At 44.3% G+C, this 21,542-nt stretch carries 19 protein-coding genes; 9 read left to right on the forward strand and 10 right to left on the reverse strand.

Annotation, left to right across the window (positions count from 1 at the left end; translation table 11 throughout):
• Positions 1–438: 438 nt before the first annotated feature.
• Entirely contained in the window at positions 439–945 is a 507-nt protein-coding gene (locus AXF12_RS09035; RefSeq protein ID WP_066430441.1) for a gamma carbonic anhydrase family protein, read from the reverse strand.
• Positions 946–1,078: 133 nt separating this feature from the next.
• Positions 1,079–2,167 carry a biotin synthase BioB gene (gene bioB, locus AXF12_RS09040; protein ID WP_066430442.1) on the reverse strand — a complete coding sequence of 363 codons (1,089 nt, stop codon included), beginning with the start codon at positions 2,165–2,167 and terminating at the stop codon, positions 1,079–1,081.
• Between the two features lie 564 nt (positions 2,168–2,731).
• Here bioB and AXF12_RS09045 point away from each other — a divergent pair.
• The 3 genes from AXF12_RS09045 to AXF12_RS09055 are packed head-to-tail and all read left to right on the forward strand — an operon-like array spanning position 2,732 to position 4,202.
• The gene (locus tag AXF12_RS09045; RefSeq protein ID WP_066430444.1) at positions 2,732–3,052 is read left to right on the forward strand and encodes a hypothetical protein; all 321 of its coding nucleotides are present in this window, start codon (positions 2,732–2,734) and stop codon (positions 3,050–3,052) included.
• Positions 3,049–3,510 (forward strand): hypothetical protein, encoded by a 462-nt coding sequence (locus AXF12_RS09050; protein ID WP_066430447.1) that lies wholly within the window; start codon positions 3,049–3,051, stop codon positions 3,508–3,510. The genes AXF12_RS09045 and AXF12_RS09050 overlap by 4 nt, the downstream gene beginning before the upstream one ends.
• A gap of 11 nt (positions 3,511–3,521) precedes the next feature.
• Positions 3,522–4,202 carry a hypothetical protein gene (locus tag AXF12_RS09055; RefSeq protein ID WP_066430449.1) on the forward strand — a complete coding sequence of 227 codons (681 nt, stop codon included), beginning with the start codon at positions 3,522–3,524 and terminating at the stop codon, positions 4,200–4,202.
• 528 nt (positions 4,203–4,730) lie between these two features.
• On the opposite strand, the gene cmk is transcribed toward AXF12_RS09055, so the two are convergent.
• Positions 4,731–5,447: a (d)CMP kinase gene (gene cmk / locus AXF12_RS09060; protein WP_066430451.1), complete on the reverse strand. Its 717-nt coding sequence runs from the start codon at positions 5,445–5,447 to the stop codon at positions 4,731–4,733.
• Positions 5,448–5,662: 215 nt separating this feature from the next.
• On the opposite strand from cmk, the gene AXF12_RS09065 reads away from it, so the two are divergent.
• From AXF12_RS09065 to AXF12_RS09080, 4 genes are all read left to right on the forward strand, one after another.
• Positions 5,663–6,784, forward strand: coding sequence for an aminotransferase class I/II-fold pyridoxal phosphate-dependent enzyme (locus AXF12_RS09065; RefSeq protein WP_066430453.1), 1,122 nt, complete (start codon positions 5,663–5,665; stop codon positions 6,782–6,784).
• A 136-nt stretch (positions 6,785–6,920) separates the two neighbouring features.
• On the forward strand, positions 6,921–8,054 hold the full coding sequence (locus tag AXF12_RS09070) for an N-acetylmuramoyl-L-alanine amidase family protein (RefSeq protein ID WP_066430454.1): 1,134 nt from the start codon (positions 6,921–6,923) through the stop codon (positions 8,052–8,054).
• An 18-nt stretch (positions 8,055–8,072) separates the two neighbouring features.
• The gene (locus AXF12_RS09075) at positions 8,073–9,038 is read left to right on the forward strand and encodes an MlaD family protein (protein WP_066430456.1); all 966 of its coding nucleotides are present in this window, start codon (positions 8,073–8,075) and stop codon (positions 9,036–9,038) included.
• A 17-nt stretch (positions 9,039–9,055) separates the two neighbouring features.
• Entirely contained in the window at positions 9,056–10,381 is a 1,326-nt protein-coding gene (locus AXF12_RS09080; RefSeq protein ID WP_066431941.1) for a 4Fe-4S dicluster domain-containing protein, read from the forward strand.
• 63 nt (positions 10,382–10,444) lie between these two features.
• Here the strand turns inward: AXF12_RS09080 and AXF12_RS09085 are convergent, their stop codons facing one another.
• The gene (locus AXF12_RS09085) at positions 10,445–11,719 is read right to left on the reverse strand and encodes an MFS transporter (RefSeq protein ID WP_066430457.1); all 1,275 of its coding nucleotides are present in this window, start codon (positions 11,717–11,719) and stop codon (positions 10,445–10,447) included.
• Between the two features lie 355 nt (positions 11,720–12,074).
• On the opposite strand from AXF12_RS09085, the gene AXF12_RS09090 reads away from it, so the two are divergent.
• On the forward strand, positions 12,075–12,539 hold the full coding sequence (locus AXF12_RS09090; RefSeq protein WP_066430458.1) for a Fur family transcriptional regulator: 465 nt from the start codon (positions 12,075–12,077) through the stop codon (positions 12,537–12,539).
• A 12-nt stretch (positions 12,540–12,551) separates the two neighbouring features.
• Complete coding sequence (locus tag AXF12_RS09095; RefSeq protein ID WP_066430464.1) at positions 12,552–13,823, forward strand: adenylosuccinate synthase; 1,272 nt, start codon at positions 12,552–12,554, stop codon at positions 13,821–13,823.
• Between the two features lie 70 nt (positions 13,824–13,893).
• Here the strand turns inward: AXF12_RS09095 and AXF12_RS09100 are convergent, their stop codons facing one another.
• The 6 genes from AXF12_RS09100 to AXF12_RS09125 all read right to left on the reverse strand — a co-directional run bounded on the left by AXF12_RS09100 (position 13,894) and on the right by AXF12_RS09125 (position 21,405).
• Positions 13,894–14,211: a hypothetical protein gene (locus AXF12_RS09100; protein ID WP_066430466.1), complete on the reverse strand. Its 318-nt coding sequence runs from the start codon at positions 14,209–14,211 to the stop codon at positions 13,894–13,896.
• A gap of 126 nt (positions 14,212–14,337) precedes the next feature.
• Positions 14,338–17,220, reverse strand: a complete 2,883-nt coding sequence (uvrA, locus tag AXF12_RS09105; protein ID WP_082752987.1) for an excinuclease ABC subunit UvrA — start codon at positions 17,218–17,220, stop codon at positions 14,338–14,340.
• A 336-nt stretch (positions 17,221–17,556) separates the two neighbouring features.
• Positions 17,557–19,368, reverse strand: coding sequence for a HEAT repeat domain-containing protein (locus tag AXF12_RS09110; RefSeq protein ID WP_066430467.1), 1,812 nt, complete (start codon positions 19,366–19,368; stop codon positions 17,557–17,559).
• A gap of 5 nt (positions 19,369–19,373) precedes the next feature.
• Positions 19,374–19,679 carry a hypothetical protein gene (locus tag AXF12_RS09115; RefSeq protein WP_066430468.1) on the reverse strand — a complete coding sequence of 102 codons (306 nt, stop codon included), beginning with the start codon at positions 19,677–19,679 and terminating at the stop codon, positions 19,374–19,376.
• Positions 19,642–19,884 (reverse strand): addiction module protein, encoded by a 243-nt coding sequence (locus tag AXF12_RS09120; RefSeq protein ID WP_066430470.1) that lies wholly within the window; start codon positions 19,882–19,884, stop codon positions 19,642–19,644. Before AXF12_RS09120 ends, AXF12_RS09115 begins: the two co-directional genes overlap by 38 nt.
• A 78-nt stretch (positions 19,885–19,962) precedes the next feature.
• A complete protein-coding gene (locus AXF12_RS09125; RefSeq protein ID WP_066431953.1) occupies positions 19,963–21,405 on the reverse strand; it encodes an SWIM zinc finger family protein in 1,443 nt (480 codons plus the stop codon).
• Positions 21,406–21,542: the final 137 nt, after the last annotated feature.

Consider the following 21,542-nt stretch of genomic DNA (forward strand, 5'->3'; position numbering starts at 1 on the left):
AGGTACATCAATAAGCCCATAAGGTACAAATATAAAGTTGTAAATATATTGTAAAGTTTTGTAGCTAATAACTAATACACTCATTTATAAACTATAAAAGTCCGCCGAAGTTGGCGGACTTTTTTACTTAAAACTAACTAATTCACTTATGAAGAGGAAGAATAATAACAACGATTAAAAACACTAAAAAGGATATTTTCTTCATAGTGAATCTGCAAAGGGAATATAAAAACACTACATATATTACTCTTTGCTGCAAACAGAAACACCTCACGGCACTGGTTTGCTTACTAACAACGATGCAAAGGTAATAATCTTTTTTATTCTGACAAGGACTATTTAGAATTATTTTAAACTTTATTTTCTAAGCATTGTTAATCAAGTATTTACAAAGTAATATTTTTCTACTAAAAATATATTTCATTTACTTTAACGCTGCTATTCAATCCACGAAGCGTATTTGGGGTAGTTCTCCGCAGTGCGTTCGATGAGGCTTCGTTGTGCATCGCTTACCTCTTTTACTTTTTTAGCGGGTACACCTGCATAGATACTACCACGCTCAATGTGTGTACCCTCGGTAACTACGGCTCCTGCAGCAACAATACTGCCTTCTTCCACCAAACAACCGTCCATTACGATGCTACCCATACCTATGAGTACCTCATCTTCAATAGTGCAGCCGTGCACAATTGCCCCGTGACCAATAGAGACATTATTGCCAATGGAGGTAGCGTGCTTCTGATAGGTAGCGTGGATAATCACCCCATCTTGGATATTGGTGTTGTTGCCAATGGTGATGCTATTGACATCGCCACGGATGACGGCATTATACCACACGGTGCAGTTATCGCCTAAGCTGACGTCGCCTGTGAGGATGGCATTCTCAGCAAAAAAGCAACCTTCCCCGAAGGTTGGTTGCTTTCCATTTACTTTCTTGATTAACATTTTCTTAATGATTAGTGGTTAGGGATTAGAGCGTAGGAGTCAGAAATCAGAGGGGAGAGATCAGAAAGTGTGGGAGGCGTATTCTGATTATTTATTGCTAATTTCTGCCCTCTGATTACTAATTCCTTATTTCTCACTTCTTAATTTTATATTTCTCCTGATTGCGCTCAATGGTATGCGTAGGGCGCGACCATTTAGGCTTTTCACCCAATGAAGGGAACTGTGAGTCGCAAGCCTCAACAGTGGTGGGGTGTGGATGCGTCTCAAATGGCTTTTGCAAGCGCATACCGAGTGCTTTGAGCATCTGCATATCGGCGTTGATGTCGGGGTTGGGCGTGGTGAGCAGCTTATCACCTGCGAAGATGGAGTTTGCCCCTGCGAAGAAGCACATCGCTTGTCCCTCAGGGCTCATCTGGGTACGACCTGCCGATAGGCGCACTTGGGTTTCGGGCATTACGATACGGGCTGTGGCAATCATTCGCACTAAGTCCCACACCTCTACGGGAGGAAGCTCCTCTAAAGGTGTCCCCTCAATAGGCACTAAGGCGTTAATGGGCACCGACTCTGGTTGTGGGTTGAGCGTGGAGAGGGCAACGAGCATACTCGCCCTATCTTCAAGGCTTTCACCCATACCAATGATGCCGCCGCTACACACCGTGATGCTCGTCTTACGGACGTTCTCAATGGTTTTGAGGCGGTCTTCATAACTACGGGTTGAGATAATTTCCTTATAATAATCCTCAGAGGTATCGAGATTGTGGTTATAGGCGTATAGTCCCGCTTCGGCGAGGCGTTGTGCTTGGTTCTCAGTGATCATACCAAGGGTGCAGCACACTTCCATATCGAGCTTGTTGATGGTGCGCACCATCTCGAGCACATCTTCGAACTCGGGTCCATCTTTTACGTTGCGCCAAGCGGCACCCATACACACACGCGAGGCACCTGATGCCTTAGCGCGTAGGGCTTGCGCCTTTACGTGAGGGACGGTCATCATATCGTGCTCAACCTTTACGCTGGTGTCGTAGCGTGCCGATTGCGAGCAATAGGCGCAGTCCTCAGAGCAGCCGCCCGTTTTAATAGAAAGCAGGGTTGATACCTGTACTGTATTGGGATCATGATATTTACGGTGGACTGTAGCAGCCTCGTAGAGCAAGTCCATCAGAGGGCGGTTGTAGATTTCCATCACCTCTTCTTTTGTCCAGTTATGACGTGTTTCACTCATAATTCTTCTTATTTTTCGGGGGCAAAAGTACAAAATTATTTATAATGGACAATGCAGATTATGTAATTTAGAAACGAATAAGCATTCAACCATCGGCAATAAAATAGCACATTTAAGCATTTCGTACCTCCTGTTGCCTGTTTATCACTGAAAATTGTATAATGATGCAAGGTGCATTTATCACCATTTTACAACAGTAAAAAATACTTTTCCATAGGATCAGTATAGGAAGAGTGTAGGATGAGTATAGGAACAGTATAGGATGAAACTACCTATTTTAGAAGGTGCTTATCTATAAAAATCAGGGAAAGTAAAAATTAATTCCAATGTAAAGAATATTTATTAGAAAATATACATTTATCCATATATAGATTACAACAATGTAATACAAAAATGGATTGTAATTTAATATAGTTTGTAAAATAGGCTTTTGCGATTCCTGCTATCTAACTAAAATACTGATTCACTTATATTTGTGAAATATAACAAAATTTTCTTTGCAAAACGTTTGTGTTTTGCAAGCGTTTTTTGTACCTTTACAGCAAATTTTAGCATTTTAGATTTATGAAAAGAGTAATATTGATAGCACTACTGATTGCGGCAGCAATGGGGTGCAAGAAGGATGAAGATTGTTCGTGTAACAATATACGGACTTTTACAACTGAGGCTACTGTAATAGATGGTGGTGACCCAAGAGTAGATTTGTGCGGTTGGCTTATAGATATCAATAATGAAAAGGTCTATGCAGAAAGATTAGAAGAAGGTTTTAAGATTGATAACTTAAGAGTACGTATTACATATATTGAAGGAGAGGAACCTTATTTTTGTAGCAGAAATCGTGTAGGATTTCGTAGAATAATCATTTTAAAAATTAAAAAGATATGAAAAGAGTAATATTGATAGCACTACTGATTGCGGCAGCAATGGGGTGCGGTTGTAGTAAAAATGATACCTTTACAGAAAAGGAACCTACTCCTGTAATCATTGGAAAAGGACAGCTATATAGCAATGGCAGGGAAGGAATTGCCCAACAAGAATTAATTGTTACCTCACAAAAGGAGCTTGATGAACTTATCAAAAAGATGAGTACAAATAACGATGTCTCAAAGTATTTTTCAGAAACAAAGGTCAATTTTGAGCAGTATAGCGTTGTGGCAATATTTTGGAAGGTATTAGGCTCAGGACCCTCTGACATTGAAATTACAAAAGTGATAGAAACAGAGCATCAGATAAAGATTTCAGGAAAAATATTGCATAGAATAGGAGCTGTTATGAATCAGCCTTTTTGTGTTCTAAAACTGCCTAAGACAACTAAGAAAATAGAATATACGTTTAATGATTAAATTATAGTATTATGAAAAGATTAGTTTTGATAGCACTGTTGATTGCTACGGCAATGGGGTGCAAGAAAGAGTATACCCCTGAGTATGTATATACAACTACTGCGAAAGTAATAGATGGTGGAAGCCCTGCAGTGGATGGTTGCGGTTGGCTTCTGAAAATAGAATCTAATTATGTATATGCTGATAATTTACCAAGTGAATATAAGATTAATAAGCAAAAAGTGATAATCACATATACAAAATTGATAGAACCTTATCGATGTGGATTTCGAGGAGAAGTAAATTATGACCAAATACACTTAAAAAGTATTAGGAATTTAACTAAAGAGGAAGATCTTATCATCAAAGAATTGCCTAAAATGTATCCTGACACAATTAATTTTCCACTTGGCAGGGTGATGGTAATAAATGAAGAAGAATATTTGTATAATTTGTTATCAAAAAAATGGGTGAATGCCTCAAAAGACTTAAAGGATATAGATTTTTCAACACAAACTTTGATTTTGGGTTATGACAGCTATCCAAATTTGGCTAATTTTGACTTTAATTTCAAGAAAGAAACAGAAGGAAAATATATTTTTACTGTTGAAATTAGTGGATTGGCTACTCAGCCCGATGAATTTGTATATGGTATTGTAGTTAAAAAATTACCTGAGAGATCTTGGGTAATAAAAGAAGTTCATAGGTTTTAATTTTTTTGATTTATGAAAAGATTAGTTTTGATAGCACTAATGATTGCGGCAGCAATGGGGTGCAAGAAAGAGAATGATAGCACCACACCTACCGACCTATTAGGAACGTGACGGTTAGTAGGTTTTGTAGAGAACGGGGCTTTGCGCGAGGCAACACCTTCAGAAAAGGAATGCCCTGAGTGCTTTACAATAACCTTCAAGCAAGATAAAACTTTTCAAGGAAAGAGTTCTGCGAATATATTGATTGGGTCAATACGAATTTGATTACATTAAAAAGACTTTCTCAACATCGAATGTAGGGGGTACAGAAATAAGTGAATTAGACGATGGGAGAATTTTTGTTGATATGCTTGGCAAAGTTAACCGATACGAGGTAAAGGAAAATCAACTCAGACAGTACCGCAATGAGGGAAAATAGCTGTTATTTCAGAAGAAATAATGGCTTAAAAAAAGCAAAGCCCATAGGTTAATAGCTTATGGGCTTTGCTTTATAAGGGATTGGGTAGCTGCTCAAATTATCTATGGGTATTAGGCTTGTGCTTTATTGAGTATTGCCTGTACCTGCTCGTCGATAGTCATATTGGAGTTGTCGATCACTACGGCATCGGGAGCTTTGCGCAAGGGCGACTCTATGCGAGTGGAATCGAGGTGGTCGCGGTGCTGAATGTTGGCAAGCACATCGGCAAAGTGCACCGAAGGGTCTTTAGCTTGGAGCTCCTTAAAACGGCGCTCGGCACGGATTTGCTCAGAGGCGGTCATAAAGATCTTCAATTCGGCATCGGGGAATACTACTGTGCCTATATCACGCCCGTCCATCACTACGCCTTTGGCTTTGCCCATCTCGCGCTGTAGGTCTACCAGAAAAGCGCGCACCGCAGGCAGCTTGGCTACTTCACTCACGGCGTTGGCTACCTCGAGACTGCGGATTTCTTTCTCTATGTTCTCTCCATCTAAAAAGAGTTCGGCATAGCCCAAATCGGGATTGTACTTGAAGGTAAGCTGCGATTTTTTTAATGCGGCAAGCAGGCTGTCGGCATCGATGTGAGTGAAGGTCTCGGTGGAGCCATCAGGTTGTGCTACCCCAGCGAGGGCGATGAGCCCTTTGCGGATAGCAATCAGTGTAGCAGCACGATACATCGCACCTGTATCAATATAGACGTAGCCCAAGGCTTTTGCCACCGCCTTAGCAGTGGTACTCTTGCCCGTTGATGAATGCCCATCAATGGCGATAATAATTTTGTTCATTAGCTATAAATTCTTTACTTTTGCAAAAGTAATACTTTTTTGCAAACCCAAAGGCTGCTTGTCAAAATTATTTTTAGGATTGAAATGCGTCTGAACGTGTAAGGCTTCGTTACGCATCCGTTATCGGTTCGTTAGGGCAGTGCTTTCGAATTTATTTTTTAGGCAAGGCGAAAGAGTGGGTTTGCAATAAGTCAATAAGCAGTATATCAATGTGTATGGAACATATTTCAAGAAAGTTGGCTGAGCGCAAGGCACACAATGCGCTCCGCAGGTTGCAAGTGCGCGATTTTGCAGTAGATTTTTACTCAAATGACTATATTGGGTTTTCAGCATCGGATGAGCTAAGAGGCTTATCATCAATGATTCTGGAGGGGTATAAGCAGGCGAACGGTGCGACAGGCTCGCGATTGCTTTCAGGGAATGCGCCTATATTTGAGGATACGGAGGCGTATATCGCTGGGGCGCACAAGGCGGAGGCGGCGCTGTTGTACAACTCTGGCTACGATGCGAATGTGGGGTTCTTCTCGTGTATCTTGCAGCGGGGTGATGTGTTGCTGTACGACAGTTATAGCCACGCTTCGATCCGCGATGGGATTTCACTCAGCCAAGCCCAGTCGTACAAGTTCAGGCACAACGATTTGGATCATTTAGAGGCTTTGTTGCAGAAGTTTGCAGGAGGAGGCAAGTCGGTGCTCATCGCCACAGAGAGTGTATTCTCGATGGACGGCGATAGCCCTGACCTACTGAGAATGTGTGAATTAGCCTCACAATATGGGGCGCACATCGCTATAGACGAAGCCCACGCAATAGGTGTTTTCGGCGAAAACGGCTCGGGTTTGGTACAGGCATTAGGGTTGGAGGACAGGGTGCTGGCGCGTATCGTCACCTTTGGGAAAGGCTTGGGAGCCCACGGGGCAGCGGTAGTTTCTACAAAGGAAGTGAAGGAGTACTTAGTGAATTTTTCGAGGTCGTTTATCTACACTACAGCGATGGCACCGCACGCTGTCGCTACGATTTTAGCGGGCTACCAGCTGCTGAGGACAACAACTGCATCGGAGGCATTGAAGGGGAATATTCACTACTTCAAATCGGAGTTGGAGAAGCGTCAATTACCTCGCTTTATACCCTCAGAATCAGCCATTCAGGCGGTTGTACTCTCTGGTAATGACTACGTAAAGGGTGTTGCTACACAGTTGCAAGCAAAGGGCTTAGGTGTACTGCCCATCCTCTCGCCAACAGTGCCGAAGGGAGAGGAACGGCTACGAGTTTGTCTACACAGCTACAACACTATGCAAGAGATTGATTTACTAATAGATACACTATCAAAAGCGGTATAGCAAGTGTTTAGCTGAGTTGTTATTTTGTTGTTAAAATGTACTGAGTGTTTGCCGTTTAAACTAAAATACGTATCTTTGCGCCCTGATAGCTGTTGGTGTGGCTATTGGTTTTTGAAACATAAAAGTCTTGTATTGAATGAGATTATTATATAATATACTTATCCTATTGTTGTGTGCGCCCCTCAGTGTGGGTTATGCGCAGAAAGCATCTGTGTTCAAAGTGGTTTTGGATGCGGGGCACGGTGGCAAGGATCCTGGTAAAGTAGCTAAAGGAAAAGTTTTTGAGAAAGATATAGCGCTGAAAATAGTGCTGCTCGTCGGTAAAAAGCTGGAGGAACACCCCGACATCAAAGTGATCTATACACGCAAGACGGATGTGTTTATCGACCTATATGAGCGGGGGGCAATTGCCAATAGGAACAAAGCGGACATCTTCGTATCGGTGCACTGTAACGCTCACGAAACGCAAGTGGATGGCGCCGAAACGTACGTGCTGGGGCTGCACGCCAACCGCCAGAACTTTGAGGTGGCGAAGGCTGAGAACTCGGTTATCTATTTGGAAGATGATTACAAGAAAAAGTACGCTAAGTATAATATCAATTCGCCAGAGTCAATTATCGGGCTTTCTATAATGCAAGAGGAGTTCTTAGAGCAGAGCATTCAGCTGGCGAAATTGGTGCAGAACAACCTCACTACGGTGATGAAACGCAGTAACCGAGGGGTGCGCCAAGCAGGGTTTATCGTTCTTCACCAGACGTATATGCCGAGCATCTTGATAGAGACGGCCTTCATAACCAATGACACGGAGCGCGCTTACCTGCTTTCGGCTAAAGGTCAAGAGGAGTTTGCTGAAAATATAGCCAATGCCATCATTGCTTACAAAAAATGGCTGGAGGCTAAGAGTTCGTACACCCCTTCTGATGAGGATATTTCATCAAGAGATAGCACTCGCAGCAGTGGCGTAAGGCAAGGCAGAGCTTCAGCTGGTAGAGAGGCTACCAAAGATAGCAACGTCATTTACAAAGTGCAAATATCATCAAGCCCTAAGCGCTTAGAGCTCAAGGGGTATAACTTCAGTGGGCTTGCACCTATCTCAGTAGAAAAGATGGGGAGGGTATTTGTGTATTACTACGGAAAAGCCACCACCCATAGGGAAGCCTTAGCCTTGCTTGCTAAGGCAAAAAAAAAAGGGTATAAAGACGCTTACATAGCAGCCTATTCAGAGGGGAAGCGCATCACTGTGGAGGAAGCGAAACGTTTAGAAAAGTAAAACATTAATAATAAATCAATGAAAATATCAAGAGAGATCAAAGTAGCCCTAATTGTAGTAGTTGGGATTGTTTGTTTTTTTATAGGATTTAACTTTCTGAAGTCAAAGTCATTATTCGGAAGGAGTAACACCTACTACGCCTACTTTGACCATTCGGGCGGGCTTAAGACAGGGACACAGATCACTGTGAACGGTGTGAAAGTGGGCTCGGTAGAGGCAGTGCAATTGGAAGAGAAGACAGCAAAGATAAAAATAACAATGGAGTGCAGCACTGACTTTACATTCTCAAAGAACAGTGAGGCGCAGATTTATAGTAGCCTTTTAGGAGGTGCGGGATTGCAAATTATCCCTGCCTTTGACGACGCCCCTATAGCACAGTCGGGAGATGTGCTCAAATCATCCTTTGCTGAAGATATGTTAGCCTCAATAGGCTCAAAAATAGAGCCCACACAGGACAAGCTCAATAGGCTATTATCGCAAGCAGACACTACCCTTACAGGAGTAAACAAAGTGCTTGACGCTGAAACAAGTGCTGAACTAAAGAAGGCTATCAAGGAGCTTAGCAGCACAATGCAGAACCTGAACAAAGCCTCAGCGGCGCTCAACAATATGATTGCCTCTAACCAAGGGAACTTACACGCTACTTTGCAGAATGCCAATAAGATCACCACTGACCTAAGCAAAGTGTCGGAATCGCTCTCGCAAGCAGAACTCAACAAAGTGATTGCCGATGCACAGAAAACACTCACTGAACTGAACACTATGCTCGCAAATATTGATGCTGGCAAGGGCACTATGGGCAAACTTATGAAAGACGAAGCACTCTACAAAAACTTAAACAATTCATCTAAACAATTGGAATTGCTATTGCAGGATTTGCGCTTAAACCCTAAGCGCTATGTGCATATCTCTGTTTTCGGGAAGAAATCACAGCCGTATGAGCTTACCGATGACCCAGCAACTAAAAAGCAACCTACTGAATAATAATCTCGTACAAATTGATACGGCTTATCCCTAACATACTGTTTATAATATTGCTCTGTGCAGGGGTAGGCTTTTTTATTTTCAATATCCGCAAACTAATTCGGAATATCCGATTAGGGAAAGCAGAGGACGTATCAGATCACAAGGCTATACGACTGAAAAATATGCTCCGTATTGCTCTTGGGCAACGCAAGATGGTGGTGCGGCCTGTGGCTGGTGTGCTGCACATCTTTGTGTATGCTGGGTTCCTTATCATCAACATAGAGATGCTTGAAATCATCATTGACGGCATCTTCGGCACCCATAGAGTATTCGCCCCATTAGGCAGCCTTTACAATGGGCTGATCGCAGCATTTGAAGTACTTGCCCTATTGGTAATCGTGGCAATCATAGTATTCTGGATACGGCGTTATGTATTAAAAATCAATCGCTTTCAAAAGAAAGAACTAAACGGTTGGGCTAAAAAAGACGCTAGCCTCATTCTATATGCAGAAACCACCCTAATGCTCTGTTTTCTGGTGATGAATGCCGCTGACTACCGCTTGCAACAATTAGGCGTGAGTCATTATATCACCGCTGGATACTTTCCTATAAGCAGCACCTTGATTACGCCACTGCTCAGCTCTCTCTCCTCCCCTACTCTAATAATCATTGAACGCACGTGCTGGTGGCTACATATTGCAGGGGTATTATGCTTTTTGAACTACCTTTATTACTCAAAGCACCTGCACATCATATTAGCTTTTCCAAACACCTATTTTGCCTCTGTAAAACCCTTAGGCGCTTTTAAGGTAAACGAGACTGTGACAAAGGAAGTGCGAATGATGCTCGACCCTAATACCGACCCATTTGCTACTCCTACTGAAGAAACGACACTTCCCGATAAATTTGGTGCTTCGGAGGTTACAGACCTGAGCTGGGTGCAGCTCCTCAGCGCTTATACGTGCACAGAGTGTGGTAGATGTACCGATGAGTGTCCTGCCAACCAGACAGGTAAACTGCTCTCTCCTCGTGCTATTATGATGAAAACACGCGATCGCTTAGAGGAAGTCGGCAGGAATATTGACACCCATAAGGGCACTTTTAAAGACGACGGCAAGCAATTGCTACACGACTACATTACCCCTGAAGAGCTATGGGCTTGCACTACCTGCAACGCTTGTGTGGAAGCCTGCCCTATCAGCATCAGTCCGCTTTCGATCATTATGGAGCTACGCCAGTACTTAGTTATGGAGCAATCTGCAGCTCCTACTGAACTCAACACAATGATGAACAACATAGAGAATAACGGCGCTCCGTGGGCGTATAGTGCTGCCGACAGAGCCAATTGGATAAAAGAGTAAATAAAAAGGACTTTCAGAAAAAACTGAAAATCCTTTTTATATTTATAATCTTAGTTTGTAAAGCTAATCCATAGGGATATCTTTATTTACATTTTTACTACCAATAAGGGCAAAGTAAAGGATGAATGCCATACCGATGAATATCACCCAGAAACTTTCCATATAGCCCGCTACGTCAGCAACTGCTCCTTGGATAGCAGGAAGGATACCACCACCACACACCATCACCATAAAGATACCTGAAGCCGCAGCGGTGTATTTACCTAAGCCCTCAGTAGCGAGGTTAAAGATACCACCCCACATCACTGAGGTGCACAAACCGCAAAGCACCAAAAGCATCACTCCCAGCGGCACGTCAGCAAATCCAAATGAGATATCTGAACGAAATACAGGCATATCTACCATTGTTTCCTTTGGTAATGAAATCGCTAAAAGCACTAATACCATTCCTAAGCAAGACACAAAGGTAAGCATCGCCTTAGGTGATATTTTTGTACCTAATACCCCACCGAGCAAACGCCCACAGAGCATCAAAAACCAGTAAGTACCTACCACAGAACCCGCAATAGTAGTGTCTATACCGCGCTCACCAGTCATATACAAGTTAGAGATATTAGGTATCCCCACTTCTACGCCCACATATATGAAAATAGCCACTGCACCAAGCACAAAGTGCCTAAATGAAAGTGGACTATGTGAACTCTTTTCCACTACCTTGTCCTTCACAATATGAGGCTCAGGGATCTTTACCAAATAGAGCACAATGAAAGCCAATGCAAAAATAGCCATAGCTAAGTAAAGCACAGGGTTGGCATTTGCAATTGAAGTGTCTTGACTAATAGTACCAATTAAATAACCGCCGAGCACAGGTGCCAAGGTAGCCCCAGTAGAGTTAATCACTCCACCAAATTGCAACAGCTGGTTTCCCGATTTGCCACCACCACCAAGTGTGTTGAGCATTGGGTTTACCACAGTGTTAAGCATACACATTGAGAAGCCCGATACCAAAGCCCCCATAAGGTATACCCCAAAACTACCTGCTATACCCGAAAGGAAAGTAATCGCCACACCAACAAAGCCTATTAATATGGCTAATAAAGCGGTGGTCTTATAGCCTTTACGCTGCAACAATAGCCCTGCTGGGATCCCCATAAAAGCATAAGCGATAAAGTTTGCCAAGTTACCCAACTGCGACAGCAAATTGCTGGTGTGGAATTGGTTCTTAACAATCAACCCAAGTGGATTTTGCAAGCCTGTAACAAAGGCAATCATAAAAAATAACGCAAACATCATTGCGATAGGAAGCGCATAACTCTTCCTTTGAACTGCATCATTCATAACTTTAATTTTATTTAATTACAATGTTAAAAAATTCTTATTATATTCAGAACACTTTGCCCTGAACCTTCTTACTATTTTTAGTAAGAAAAACTGCGCAAAGATAAAGATTACTTTTGATAAACCAAACATTTTGACAAAAAAACGAAATAAAAATTTCAATACTTTTTACAGTAATGTGATTAACAACTATTTAGAGAGTTGCTCACTTTTTAACATTTTTTAAGAATACAGCGCATTTTCCTCTATCCCTCCCTATACAAAAAATACAAATAAAAACTGACAAAAACACATCACATTTTGCCATCTAAAAAAAATACATTACCTTTGTCGCTCGAAAAAAGATTAATACTTTATGAATAAAACTACCGAAGAGAATCTAGAAATCGTTAAGAAAGTATTTACCAAATACTTAGAGAGCAAGGGGCATCGCAAAACTCCTGAACGCTATGCTATTGTAAAGGAAATCTACGAGTATAACGACCACTTTGATATAGAGACACTCTATATCAATATGAAAAACAAGAAATACCGCGTCAGCCGAGCTACACTCTATAACACTATGGAGTTGCTACTCGAATGCGGGCTGGTACGCAAGCACCAATTTGGACAAAACCAAGCGTACTACGAGAAATCGTACTTTGATAAGCAACACGACCACGTTATCCTCACTGATACAGGCGAAGTAGTTGAGTTCTGCGATCCGAGAATCCAAGGTATACAGAAAACCATAGAAGAGGTGTTTAACATTGACATCACAGCGCACTCGCTTTACTTCTATGGCACTCGTAAAAAGGAAAAAGCAGAGGATAACCAATAAAGAACTAAGGAAATGGCAGTAGATTTATTATTAGGACTCCAATGGGGAGACGAAGGAAAGGGAAAAATTGTAGATGTGCTTACCCAGAAATATGATGTGATCGCTCGTTTTCAAGGAGGACCTAATGCGGGGCATACTCTCGAATTCGACGGAATAAAGCACGTATTGCACACCATACCTTCGGGTATCTTCCACCCAAGTGCTATCAACGTTGTTGGTAATGGGGTGGTCATTGACCCAATTATCTTTAAAAAGGAAGTCGACGAACTGGCAAAGTACATCAGTAATATCAAAGAACGCTTGGTGATTTCTCGCAAAGCCCACCTGATTCTACCTACTCACCGTTTGCTCGATGCTGCTTCCGAAGCCTCAAAAGGGAAGGCTAAGATAGGTTCAACCCTCAAAGGCATCGGACCTACTTATATGGATAAAACAGGGCGTAACGGTCTGCGTGTGGGCGACATTGAGCTCAATGATTTTGAAGAGCGCTATCGCAATCTGGCTAACAAACACGTGGAAATGCTTTCCCACTACAATGTCGATATTCAATATAATCTCGCTGAGCTCGAAAGTGAATTCTTTGAAGCTATCGCTCAGCTGAAAACCTTCTCCCTCATCGATAGTGAAGAGTATCTTTATCAAGCAATTAAAGCTGGTAAGAAAGTTTTAGCCGAAGGTGCTCAAGGTTCTTTGCTCGACATTGATTTTGGTACGTATCCTTTTGTTACTTCTTCCAATACGACTGCTGCAGGTGCCTGCACTGGCTTGGGGGTAGCTCCTTGCCATATCGGGGAAGTTTTCGGTATTTTTAAAGCCTATACCACCCGTGTAGGAAGCGGTCCTTTCCCAACTGAACTATTCGATGAAATAGGCGAGAAAATGACCCAAATAGGTCGAGAATTTGGGGCAACAACTGGTAGACGCCGTCGTTGTGGTTGGCTCGACTTAGTCGCACTAAAATACGCTGTACAAATAAGCGGAGTAACCCAATTAATGATGATGAAAGCTGATGTACTAAGTGGCTTCGACACTATCAAGGTGTGCACTTCCTATTCGTATCAAGGAGAGGAAATCACCCACCTTCCCTACAATATCGAAGAGCAAAATGTGACACCTATCTACACTGAAATGAAAGGTTGGAAGCAAGACTTAACCTCCATCAAGCAGTACGAACAGCTACCCAAGGAACTTTTAAGCTACATCGAGTTCTTAGAAAAGAATTTAGAGGTACCTATCACACTCGTATCGGTAGGACCTGATAGAACCCAAACAATTTTACGATAATCATAAAAAAGGAAAGGGCGGAAAGAATATTCTTTCCGCCCTTTCCTTTTTACAAATAAGTGATCCCAACTTATTTAATAGAAGTAATCCCTTCGAAATACTTCCCTATAAGTGGAATTGGTTTTTGATTTTGATTTATTGCATTGATCAAACCGATGATCCAGAACACAAATAGTACAAGAGCCAATAAGCCTACTACAAATCCTAAGCTTTCAGATACTCTTGCAAGTATTCTATATAGAACAACTAATACAAAATTTGCGACGATCAATCCAAAACTCTGTCTAAGATGATACACAGATTTCTCATCTTTTGTTCCTGCAAAAAATGCAATTAACCACCCAATAAGGGAAAAGTAACTAACAATTGAAGTAACTTTACTGTTCATAATGTTATTAATTAATTTTAATTTCTCGGCAAAGGTATAAAAAAATAAATTACCTCCAAACAAAACACTACTTTTTAACTAAAAGAGTATATTTACCCGAACCTTTTTCATATAAATATTACCCCCTCATCTCAAAAATTCAGCGGTGTAACTCTTTTTATTCTTGGCGACTTCCTCAGGGGTGCCTGTGGCTACTACCTTGCCGCCGCCTTTGCCTCCTTCATAGCCTATATCAATGATGTAGTCTACTTTCCTTATCACATCTAAGTTGTGCTCTATCACCAGCACGGTGTTGCCTTTGTCCACAAGGCGGTCGAGGACGTCTAAGAGCACTTTTACGTCTTCAAAGTGTAGCCCTGTGGTGGGCTCGTCTAAGATGTAAAACGTGTTGCCCGTATCTATCTTGGAGAGTTCGGTAGCGAGCTTTACGCGCTGTGCCTCTCCGCCTGATAGCGTGGTGGACTGTTGCCCGAGTGTGATATACCCCAATCCGACCTCCTCAATAGTCTTGAGTTTGCGATATATCTTGGGGATATGCTCAAAGAACTGCACGGCCTCGCTGATGGTCATATCCAGCACATCGGCTATGGACTTGCCTTTGTAGCGCACCTCTAAAGTCTCACGGTTGAAGCGTTTGCCTTTGCAGGTCTCACAAGGGACGTACACATCGGGGAGAAAGTTCATCTCGATGAGTTTCAGGCCTGAGCCTTCGCAGGTCTCGCAACGGCCGCCCTTTACATTAAAGCTGAATCGCCCTGGTTTATAGCCCCGTATCATCGCCTCGGGGGTTTGGGTGAAAAGGGAGCGTATCTCGCTAAATACCCCTGTGTAAGTCGCTGGGTTGGAGCGCGGCGTGCGACCAATGGGCGATTGGTCGATATCGATAACCTTATCGATATGCTCTAAGCCTTCGATGCTCTTGTAGGGCATCGGCTTCTTTACGGCGTTGAAGAAATGGGCATTGAGTATGGGGTAAAGGGTCTCGTTGATAAGGGTGGATTTACCGCTGCCCGATACACCTGTTACGCCTATCATCACCCCGAGAGGGAACTCTACTGTAACGTTCTTGAGGTTATTGCCCGTACAGCCTTTGAGCACTATGCTCTTGCCATTGCCTTTGCGGCGTTCGCCTGGGGCTATCGCCTTGCGTTTGCTGATGTAATCCGCAGTGGTGGTATCGGCTTGGAGTAGCTCGGCGGGCGTTCCTTCGAAGATAATCTCACCGCCACTTACCCCTGCTTTGGGACCAATATCAATTACATAATCAGCCTCGGTAATCATCTCCTCATCGTGTTCTACTACGATCACGGAGTTGCCGATGTCGCGTAGTGATTTGAGGGAATTAATAAGTCGCTTGTTGTCTCTTTGGTGTAGCCCGATGCTGGGTTCGTCTAAGATGTAGAGCACGCCCGTGAGCTGTGAGCCTATCTGTGTAGCGAGCCGTATGCGCTGTGCCTCACCGCCCGAAAGCGTCTTAGAGCCGCGCCCCAATGCCAAATAGGTAAGCCCTACATCTACTAAGAATTGCAGTCGCGTTGTGATTTCTTTGACTACCTCTTCTGCGATTTGCCACTGCTTAGGGCTCAGCTGCTCAGGCAATGCCTTGAACCACACCAATAGCTCGGCAATATCGAAAGCGGAAAGCTCTGCGATGTTCTTATCAGCAATCTTGAAGTAAAGGGCTTCCTTCCTCAGCCGCGTGCCCTTGCACTCTGGGCAGGGAATGGTATCCATAAAGTCTGTTGCCCAACGCTTTACGGAAGTAGAATCGCTCTGCTCGTATTGGCTCTCAATAAAGCTGATGATGCCCTCGAAATCTATCTCAAAATTGCGGGTAACGCCCAATACTTCCGATTTTACAGCGTACTTGTCTTTACCCCCGTAAAGGATAATATCTATTGCCTCCTTGGGCAACTTCTTAATCGGATCGGAGAGTTTGCAGCCAAATTTCTGCACGATAGTCTCCAATTGCTTGAATATCCAGGTATTCTTCTGTTCACCTATGGGCAATATCCCACCATTCTTGATAGAAAGGCTGTCGTCTGGGATAATCTTGGAAAGGTTTACCTCCTGTATCTCACCCAAGCCGTTGCAATGGGGGCACATTCCTTTGGGGGAGTTGAACGAAAAGGTGTTCGGCTCGGGCATAGGGTAGGAAATCCCTGAGGTGGGGCACATCAGCGTACGGCTAAAATACTGAGGTTTCGTCTCGCCTTCCGCAAGCACCATCAGCACCTCATTGCCGTAGTTCATAGCGATTTGTATGGTTTCTTGCAGCCGCTTTTGGTCTTCCTCAGTAGTGCCCACTTGTAGCCTATCTACCACAATCTCAATGTCGTGGGTTTTGTAGCGGTCGAGTTTCATACCGCGCTCAATGTCTTGTATCACCCCATCGGTACGCACCTTTACGAAGCCCTGTTTAGCGATCTGCTCAAAGAGTTCGCGATAGTGTCCCTTGCGCGATTGCACTACGGGGGCGAGCACATTGATGCGCTTGCCTGCGTACTGCTCGGTGATAAGCGTCTGTATTTGGGCATCGCTATAGCTGACCATCTTCTCGCCCGTAACGTAGCTGAAGGCATCTGAGGCGCGCGCAAAAAGGAGGCGCAAGAAGTCGTAAATCTCCGTTACGGTGCCCACCGTAGAGCGCGGCGATTTCGAGGTGGTCTTCTGCTCAATGGCAATCACGGGGGAGAGCCCATCAATCTTGTCTACATCGGGGCGTTCTAATCCGCCGAGGAACTGCCGTGCATACGCCGAGAACGTCTCGATATAGCGGCGTTGCCCCTCTGCATAGATGGTATCAAATGCCAGAGAGGACTTCCCACTGCCCGAGAGCCCTGTGAACACCACGAGCTGCTCACGCGGGATATTGACGTCTATATTTTTAAGATTATGTACCCGTGCGCCCTGTACTTCGATGTATTCTACATCGGTAAGGAGTGGTTTAGAAGGTTGTATATCAGTGAGTTTATTGTCTTTCTTAGTTTTCTTTTTAGTCTCTTTCATTGAGGATTATATGCTAAATCAGACGGCAAAGGTACGACTTTTTAATGAATAATGAATAATGTACAATGAATAATTTTCTCCTCTCCTGCCCCTTGATCTCCGCCTCCCTGCCCCTGCGTTGATACTGTTGATATAGCGTTGATATGCGGTTCACATAGGGTTCATACGCCGTTCACTACGTATTAAAGTCCCAATATAGTATTACCATAGTATTAGGTTAGTATTAGGTTTAGCATACAACCCCCGAAATATCAACGAATTATAAAGCATCAAAAAAGCACCCATTTTACACACTTTTCAGTGCCTTTAATGGGTGCTCTCTTTACTCTTTACTCTCTATTTTATCTCCCTCGCTATCTTCTCAAATATCTCTTCTTTCCTGCTTTCGGCTAAGGTGTTGAGCTTCTCGGCATACTCTTTGGGGAAAGTCGTAAAGAAGCCTTTCTCTATCAGCCGTTTGTAGAGGCTGGGGGCGTAGTAGTTGTTCTTAGGCGTCTTCTCTATTGCCTCGTAAATGAGGGCGTACTTCTCTGGGGTTTCTTGCTTTAAGAGCATTTGGTAATACGGCTCTCGGCTATCCAGCGGCACCTTGGGCAATAAGAATAGCAGCATCTCCAACACTTCCTCACGCTTAGGGTCTATCGCCTCAAGCATCACCATTGTGTGGAGGTAGGTGTAGTCGTACTTGTTAAAGTTCTTAATGTAGTTTACGAACTTATACGCCCAGCGCGGGTCGATGCGCTCTTTATATACCTCCACTTGTGCAAGGTCGTAATAGTAATTAGCGTGCCCATTGGTAAAGACATTGTAGAAATGCTCCAGCTGTAAGCCATTATTTAAGTATTTGCTAAAGGAGTCAAATAGCTGCTCTTTGCTGTATACTGTTGCGGCTTTTTCAAGGTATTGCGATAATGGATTGAAGTACTCATTGAGCTTTGGCAACTCTGATAGATGCTGCTCGTAGAAGGCGAGCACTTTCTTAGCGTCAAGGCTGCCTAATATCTCACGGATATACATTACGATTCTATAGCCGTATTCCCTCCTTTGGAAGTTCCAAAAGTCTTGGGTAGTGTAGAGTTTGGCGATAAAGTCGTATACCTCTGCATAGTCTTTGCCTTTGAGCAGTGGCAGCTCTTCCTGAAAGTTATCAAGGGCAGTGCCTACCTTCTTTTGGTCGCTCTTATCCATTGCCATAAACGCATCAAAGTGCGCCTCCAGCGTCTGCAAAAATGCCTTATAGTGCCTCGGCAAGGCTACCGAACCTATCGCCGCTGCCAATAGTTCCGTATCGCTCTTTTTCTTATTCTTGCTATACACCTCATACAGCTTATCAATCGCCGTATCCGTGCCCAACTTCGCCAATGCCTTATAAGCTGCCCCACGTACCGTTTTGTTCTTATCGCCCGTCAGAGAGATAATAAGTGCCTCTACCTCCGCCCCTCCGCGTGCTACAATAGAAGTGAGTGCGGCAGCTTGCAAGTTAGGCAAATTCTCCTCAAACACCTTGTCCTCAATCGCCTTCAAGCCCTCATAATTAAAGTGCTGCAACAGCCTGAGGCGTCTCACGTTTTGCGTACTATCCTCAAAGGCAAAATCCTGCACGAGGAAGGGCAGCATACCTGTCCCCAAGCTCGGGATAATCTCTTGCTCCACATAGTCCGCCAGCTCGCCGTACTTATCGCCCAAGCCCTTGCTCAGGTAGGCAAACGTACGTGAGTCGGCAAAGAGACCGCGCTCTTGCGCCTCTTTCAGCACCTCCAATCGCCCCGACTTGCTCTCGGTGAGTGCCTGCATCACAGGCTTGAGCTGCAAATAGGAGTAGGCGGTGTTCACCTGTGCGAGGGCTACATTAGGCTCCTGTGGGGTTACTTTCGCCTCACCCGTGCCCTCCTCAGTGGTTTTGCCCTGCGTATAGAGCACGGAATAGAGCAACGTTGATACCGCCAGCAGCCTCTCTGCCGACTCCTTAGCCGCTGCCTGCAATAGTGCCTCCACATCGCTGGCTATCTTAGCAAATACAGGAGCTTTTTCGCCCAACTTCTTGAGCACAGGCACGTGTTTTGCCAAACGCGGGTCGCCCCCCGCAAACTTACTCCCCGCTATAAACAAGCGGTTGATCTCTTGTTGTAATTCGTATAACTGTTTCATTCTTATTATTTGTTCTTTGCGCGCCACAGTACGGCATCAGGGTCTTCCCTCTGATGCTTTACAGCAATCACATACACATCTGTTTCTCGTATGACATAGTAAATAGCAAAATGAAAACGCTTTGTAAACGAGACTCTTACCTCACCATAACGCTTCTGATACAAGAAAGCATCCTCAGCCAAAGCAAATAAATAGACCTTCACCTCATCATACGCCTCAGTGCCTAAGCCCTCTCGTATAGCATTATATCTACTTAGGATAGCTATCCATTCATCAGAAGCCAGCGGGTCTAAAATTACTTCGTATACCATATTTTTCCTCTATCATTCTTGCAGCTTCCTCAAGAGGTATCCCTCTGGTAGGGTCTTTCTCCAACTCCTTTAACCGCTCATCAATAATCAACTTGTGGGCATAAGGTATACCCACCTCGTACGTAGCCGCAGCCTCCGCTACACAGCAAGGAGAAGCTTCATTTGAAGTGGACACCTCACCATAAGTATTTCTTTCTGTATCCATATTTGTTATCATTCAAAAGTTAAACCCATATATTGTTCTCATCCTGTCCTCAGACCTCAGACCCCAAACCTCAGACCTCTAATACAACAACCTCACTATCTTCTCCTTAGTGATGAGCGACAGCGGTTGTCCCGATAGCAGTCCGCTGGCGACATCGTTGTGCAGCATCACTGTGAGGGCAAGCCCCTGTGCATCAGCGGGGAGGATAGCCTTCAGGGCGATAGTGCTCGCCACAGGGGCATCACTGAGGTCGCGGAGGGTAAGCGCATTGCCGTGCTTGTCTTCCACCACCAAGTCCTCACCAAAGCGATAAGCCTTGTGCAAGGCAAGCAGCACCACAGGGTTCTTATCCATTAGCGGGTTCTTCATCGTGTTCTTTGCCGACTTGATGGTCTCCGCAAAGTTCGCAGAGGCAAACTGATGCACCTTTGCCAAATCCTCAGCCCCTACCTTGCGCTCTGAGGCAGCCTCAGCCTCCCAGCGTATACGCGGATTCTGATCTCCAGGGTAGAGGTACAAATCCTTCAAGCAGAGTACGTTAAACACGCTATTGTCCTCCTTTACATACTTCGCTGCCTTATAGGGGCGATAGTTCAGCGTCTTGAAGATACGCCCTGATTTGAGGTTCAGCCATATCCCCTCGTCTACAAACTCACGGCGCGCCGCCTTGTCCAAGCTGTTGAACGACAGTTGCAATAGCTCCGCATTCTCCTCGTATAGCCCGTTCTGCATCAGCTCTACGAGCTTCCACACCGTGCCTATTTGCTCCTCAATGGCTGAATTGAGCTCGGGCGGCGACTGTGGGTCTTCCTTGCGTGCGGTGAGGTAATCCGTTGCCTTTTTGAGCAAGGCCCCAATGTAGTTGAGCTGATCCACCACAGGGGTGTACTCCTCGCCCTTTACTTCCTCTAAGAGCAATAGCAACTTGTTGAACGCCGTTTGTATCCCGCCGATGTAGTAATTGCCCAGCTCCTTCACCTGCTCACTGAGCGTTTTGCGCAGCTTGGCATCAATAGACGATAACCCCGTGTGCACGATGTCCTGCAAGAGCTTTTGGGCAATGGCAATCCCTGAGAGCTGCGCGTCAATCTTCTTAGTGAGAGCCGCCACATTCACCTTCTTAGGCTTCTCGGCTTTCTCCTTGATGCTCTCCTTCTCTTGCGCTTTCTTCTCCTGCTTCTTCTCTATCTTCTCGCGCTTAGAGAGTATATCCTCAGGCACTTCACCTACCGTAAATTGCGATGCATCAGCCGCATAGCAATATAGCAGCCCCAAGCCGTGCTTGCAAGGGAACTGCCTACTGGGGCAATTGCAGCGCGATATGGGGTTATACGCATCCTTAAAGTCCACCGAGCAGTAGTAGGGGTTCTTGCCGCTCCCCGCACATTCGCCCCAAATCAGGTCGCCCTCAGCACTGATTTTCAGGTTCACAAACTTCTTTTTCTTCTCGAGCTCACGCCCTTTCTTAGCGGCTTCGGCATTGGGAGCCAGCTCTTCAATCTTTTGTTCTGTTATTTCCATATATACAACATTGTAGCGATTCATTCAGAGTGCAAAATAACGTATTTTTCGCAAGCTTTGCAAATATTCTGCCATTTTTTTCACCAGAATTGTATAATATAGTTAAGTCATTCATTACTAAGTATATATTCATCATC

Origin of the sequence: Capnocytophaga haemolytica, from assembly GCF_001553545.1 — a bacterium.
Taxonomy (GTDB): Bacteria; Bacteroidota; Bacteroidia; order Flavobacteriales; family Flavobacteriaceae; genus Capnocytophaga; species Capnocytophaga haemolytica.

Excerpts from the sequence above, each read along its gene's own strand:
- AXF12_RS09035 (WP_066430441.1), bottom strand. The coding sequence starts at position 945 with ATGTTAATCAAGAAAGTAAATGGAAAGCAACCAACCTTCGGGGAAGGT.
- bioB (WP_066430442.1), bottom strand. The coding sequence starts at position 2,167 with ATGAGTGAAACACGTCATAACTGGACAAAAGAAGAGGTGATGGAAATC.
- AXF12_RS09045 (WP_066430444.1), top strand. The coding sequence starts at position 2,732 with ATGAAAAGAGTAATATTGATAGCACTACTGATTGCGGCAGCAATGGGG.
- AXF12_RS09050 (WP_066430447.1), top strand. The coding sequence starts at position 3,049 with ATGAAAAGAGTAATATTGATAGCACTACTGATTGCGGCAGCAATGGGG.
- AXF12_RS09055 (WP_066430449.1), top strand. The coding sequence starts at position 3,522 with ATGAAAAGATTAGTTTTGATAGCACTGTTGATTGCTACGGCAATGGGG.
- cmk (WP_066430451.1), bottom strand. The coding sequence starts at position 5,447 with ATGAACAAAATTATTATCGCCATTGATGGGCATTCATCAACGGGCAAG.
- AXF12_RS09065 (WP_066430453.1), top strand. The coding sequence starts at position 5,663 with ATGGAACATATTTCAAGAAAGTTGGCTGAGCGCAAGGCACACAATGCG.
- AXF12_RS09070 (WP_066430454.1), top strand. The coding sequence starts at position 6,921 with ATGAGATTATTATATAATATACTTATCCTATTGTTGTGTGCGCCCCTC.
- AXF12_RS09075 (WP_066430456.1), top strand. The coding sequence starts at position 8,073 with ATGAAAATATCAAGAGAGATCAAAGTAGCCCTAATTGTAGTAGTTGGG.
- AXF12_RS09085 (WP_066430457.1), bottom strand. The coding sequence starts at position 11,719 with ATGAATGATGCAGTTCAAAGGAAGAGTTATGCGCTTCCTATCGCAATG.
- AXF12_RS09090 (WP_066430458.1), top strand. The coding sequence starts at position 12,075 with ATGAATAAAACTACCGAAGAGAATCTAGAAATCGTTAAGAAAGTATTT.
- AXF12_RS09095 (WP_066430464.1), top strand. The coding sequence starts at position 12,552 with ATGGCAGTAGATTTATTATTAGGACTCCAATGGGGAGACGAAGGAAAG.
- AXF12_RS09100 (WP_066430466.1), bottom strand. The coding sequence starts at position 14,211 with ATGAACAGTAAAGTTACTTCAATTGTTAGTTACTTTTCCCTTATTGGG.
- uvrA (WP_082752987.1), bottom strand. The coding sequence starts at position 17,220 with ATGAAAGAGACTAAAAAGAAAACTAAGAAAGACAATAAACTCACTGAT.
- AXF12_RS09110 (WP_066430467.1), bottom strand. The coding sequence starts at position 19,368 with ATGAAACAGTTATACGAATTACAACAAGAGATCAACCGCTTGTTTATA.
- AXF12_RS09115 (WP_066430468.1), bottom strand. The coding sequence starts at position 19,679 with ATGGTATACGAAGTAATTTTAGACCCGCTGGCTTCTGATGAATGGATA.
- AXF12_RS09120 (WP_066430470.1), bottom strand. The coding sequence starts at position 19,884 with ATGGATACAGAAAGAAATACTTATGGTGAGGTGTCCACTTCAAATGAA.
- AXF12_RS09125 (WP_066431953.1), bottom strand. The coding sequence starts at position 21,405 with ATGGAAATAACAGAACAAAAGATTGAAGAGCTGGCTCCCAATGCCGAA.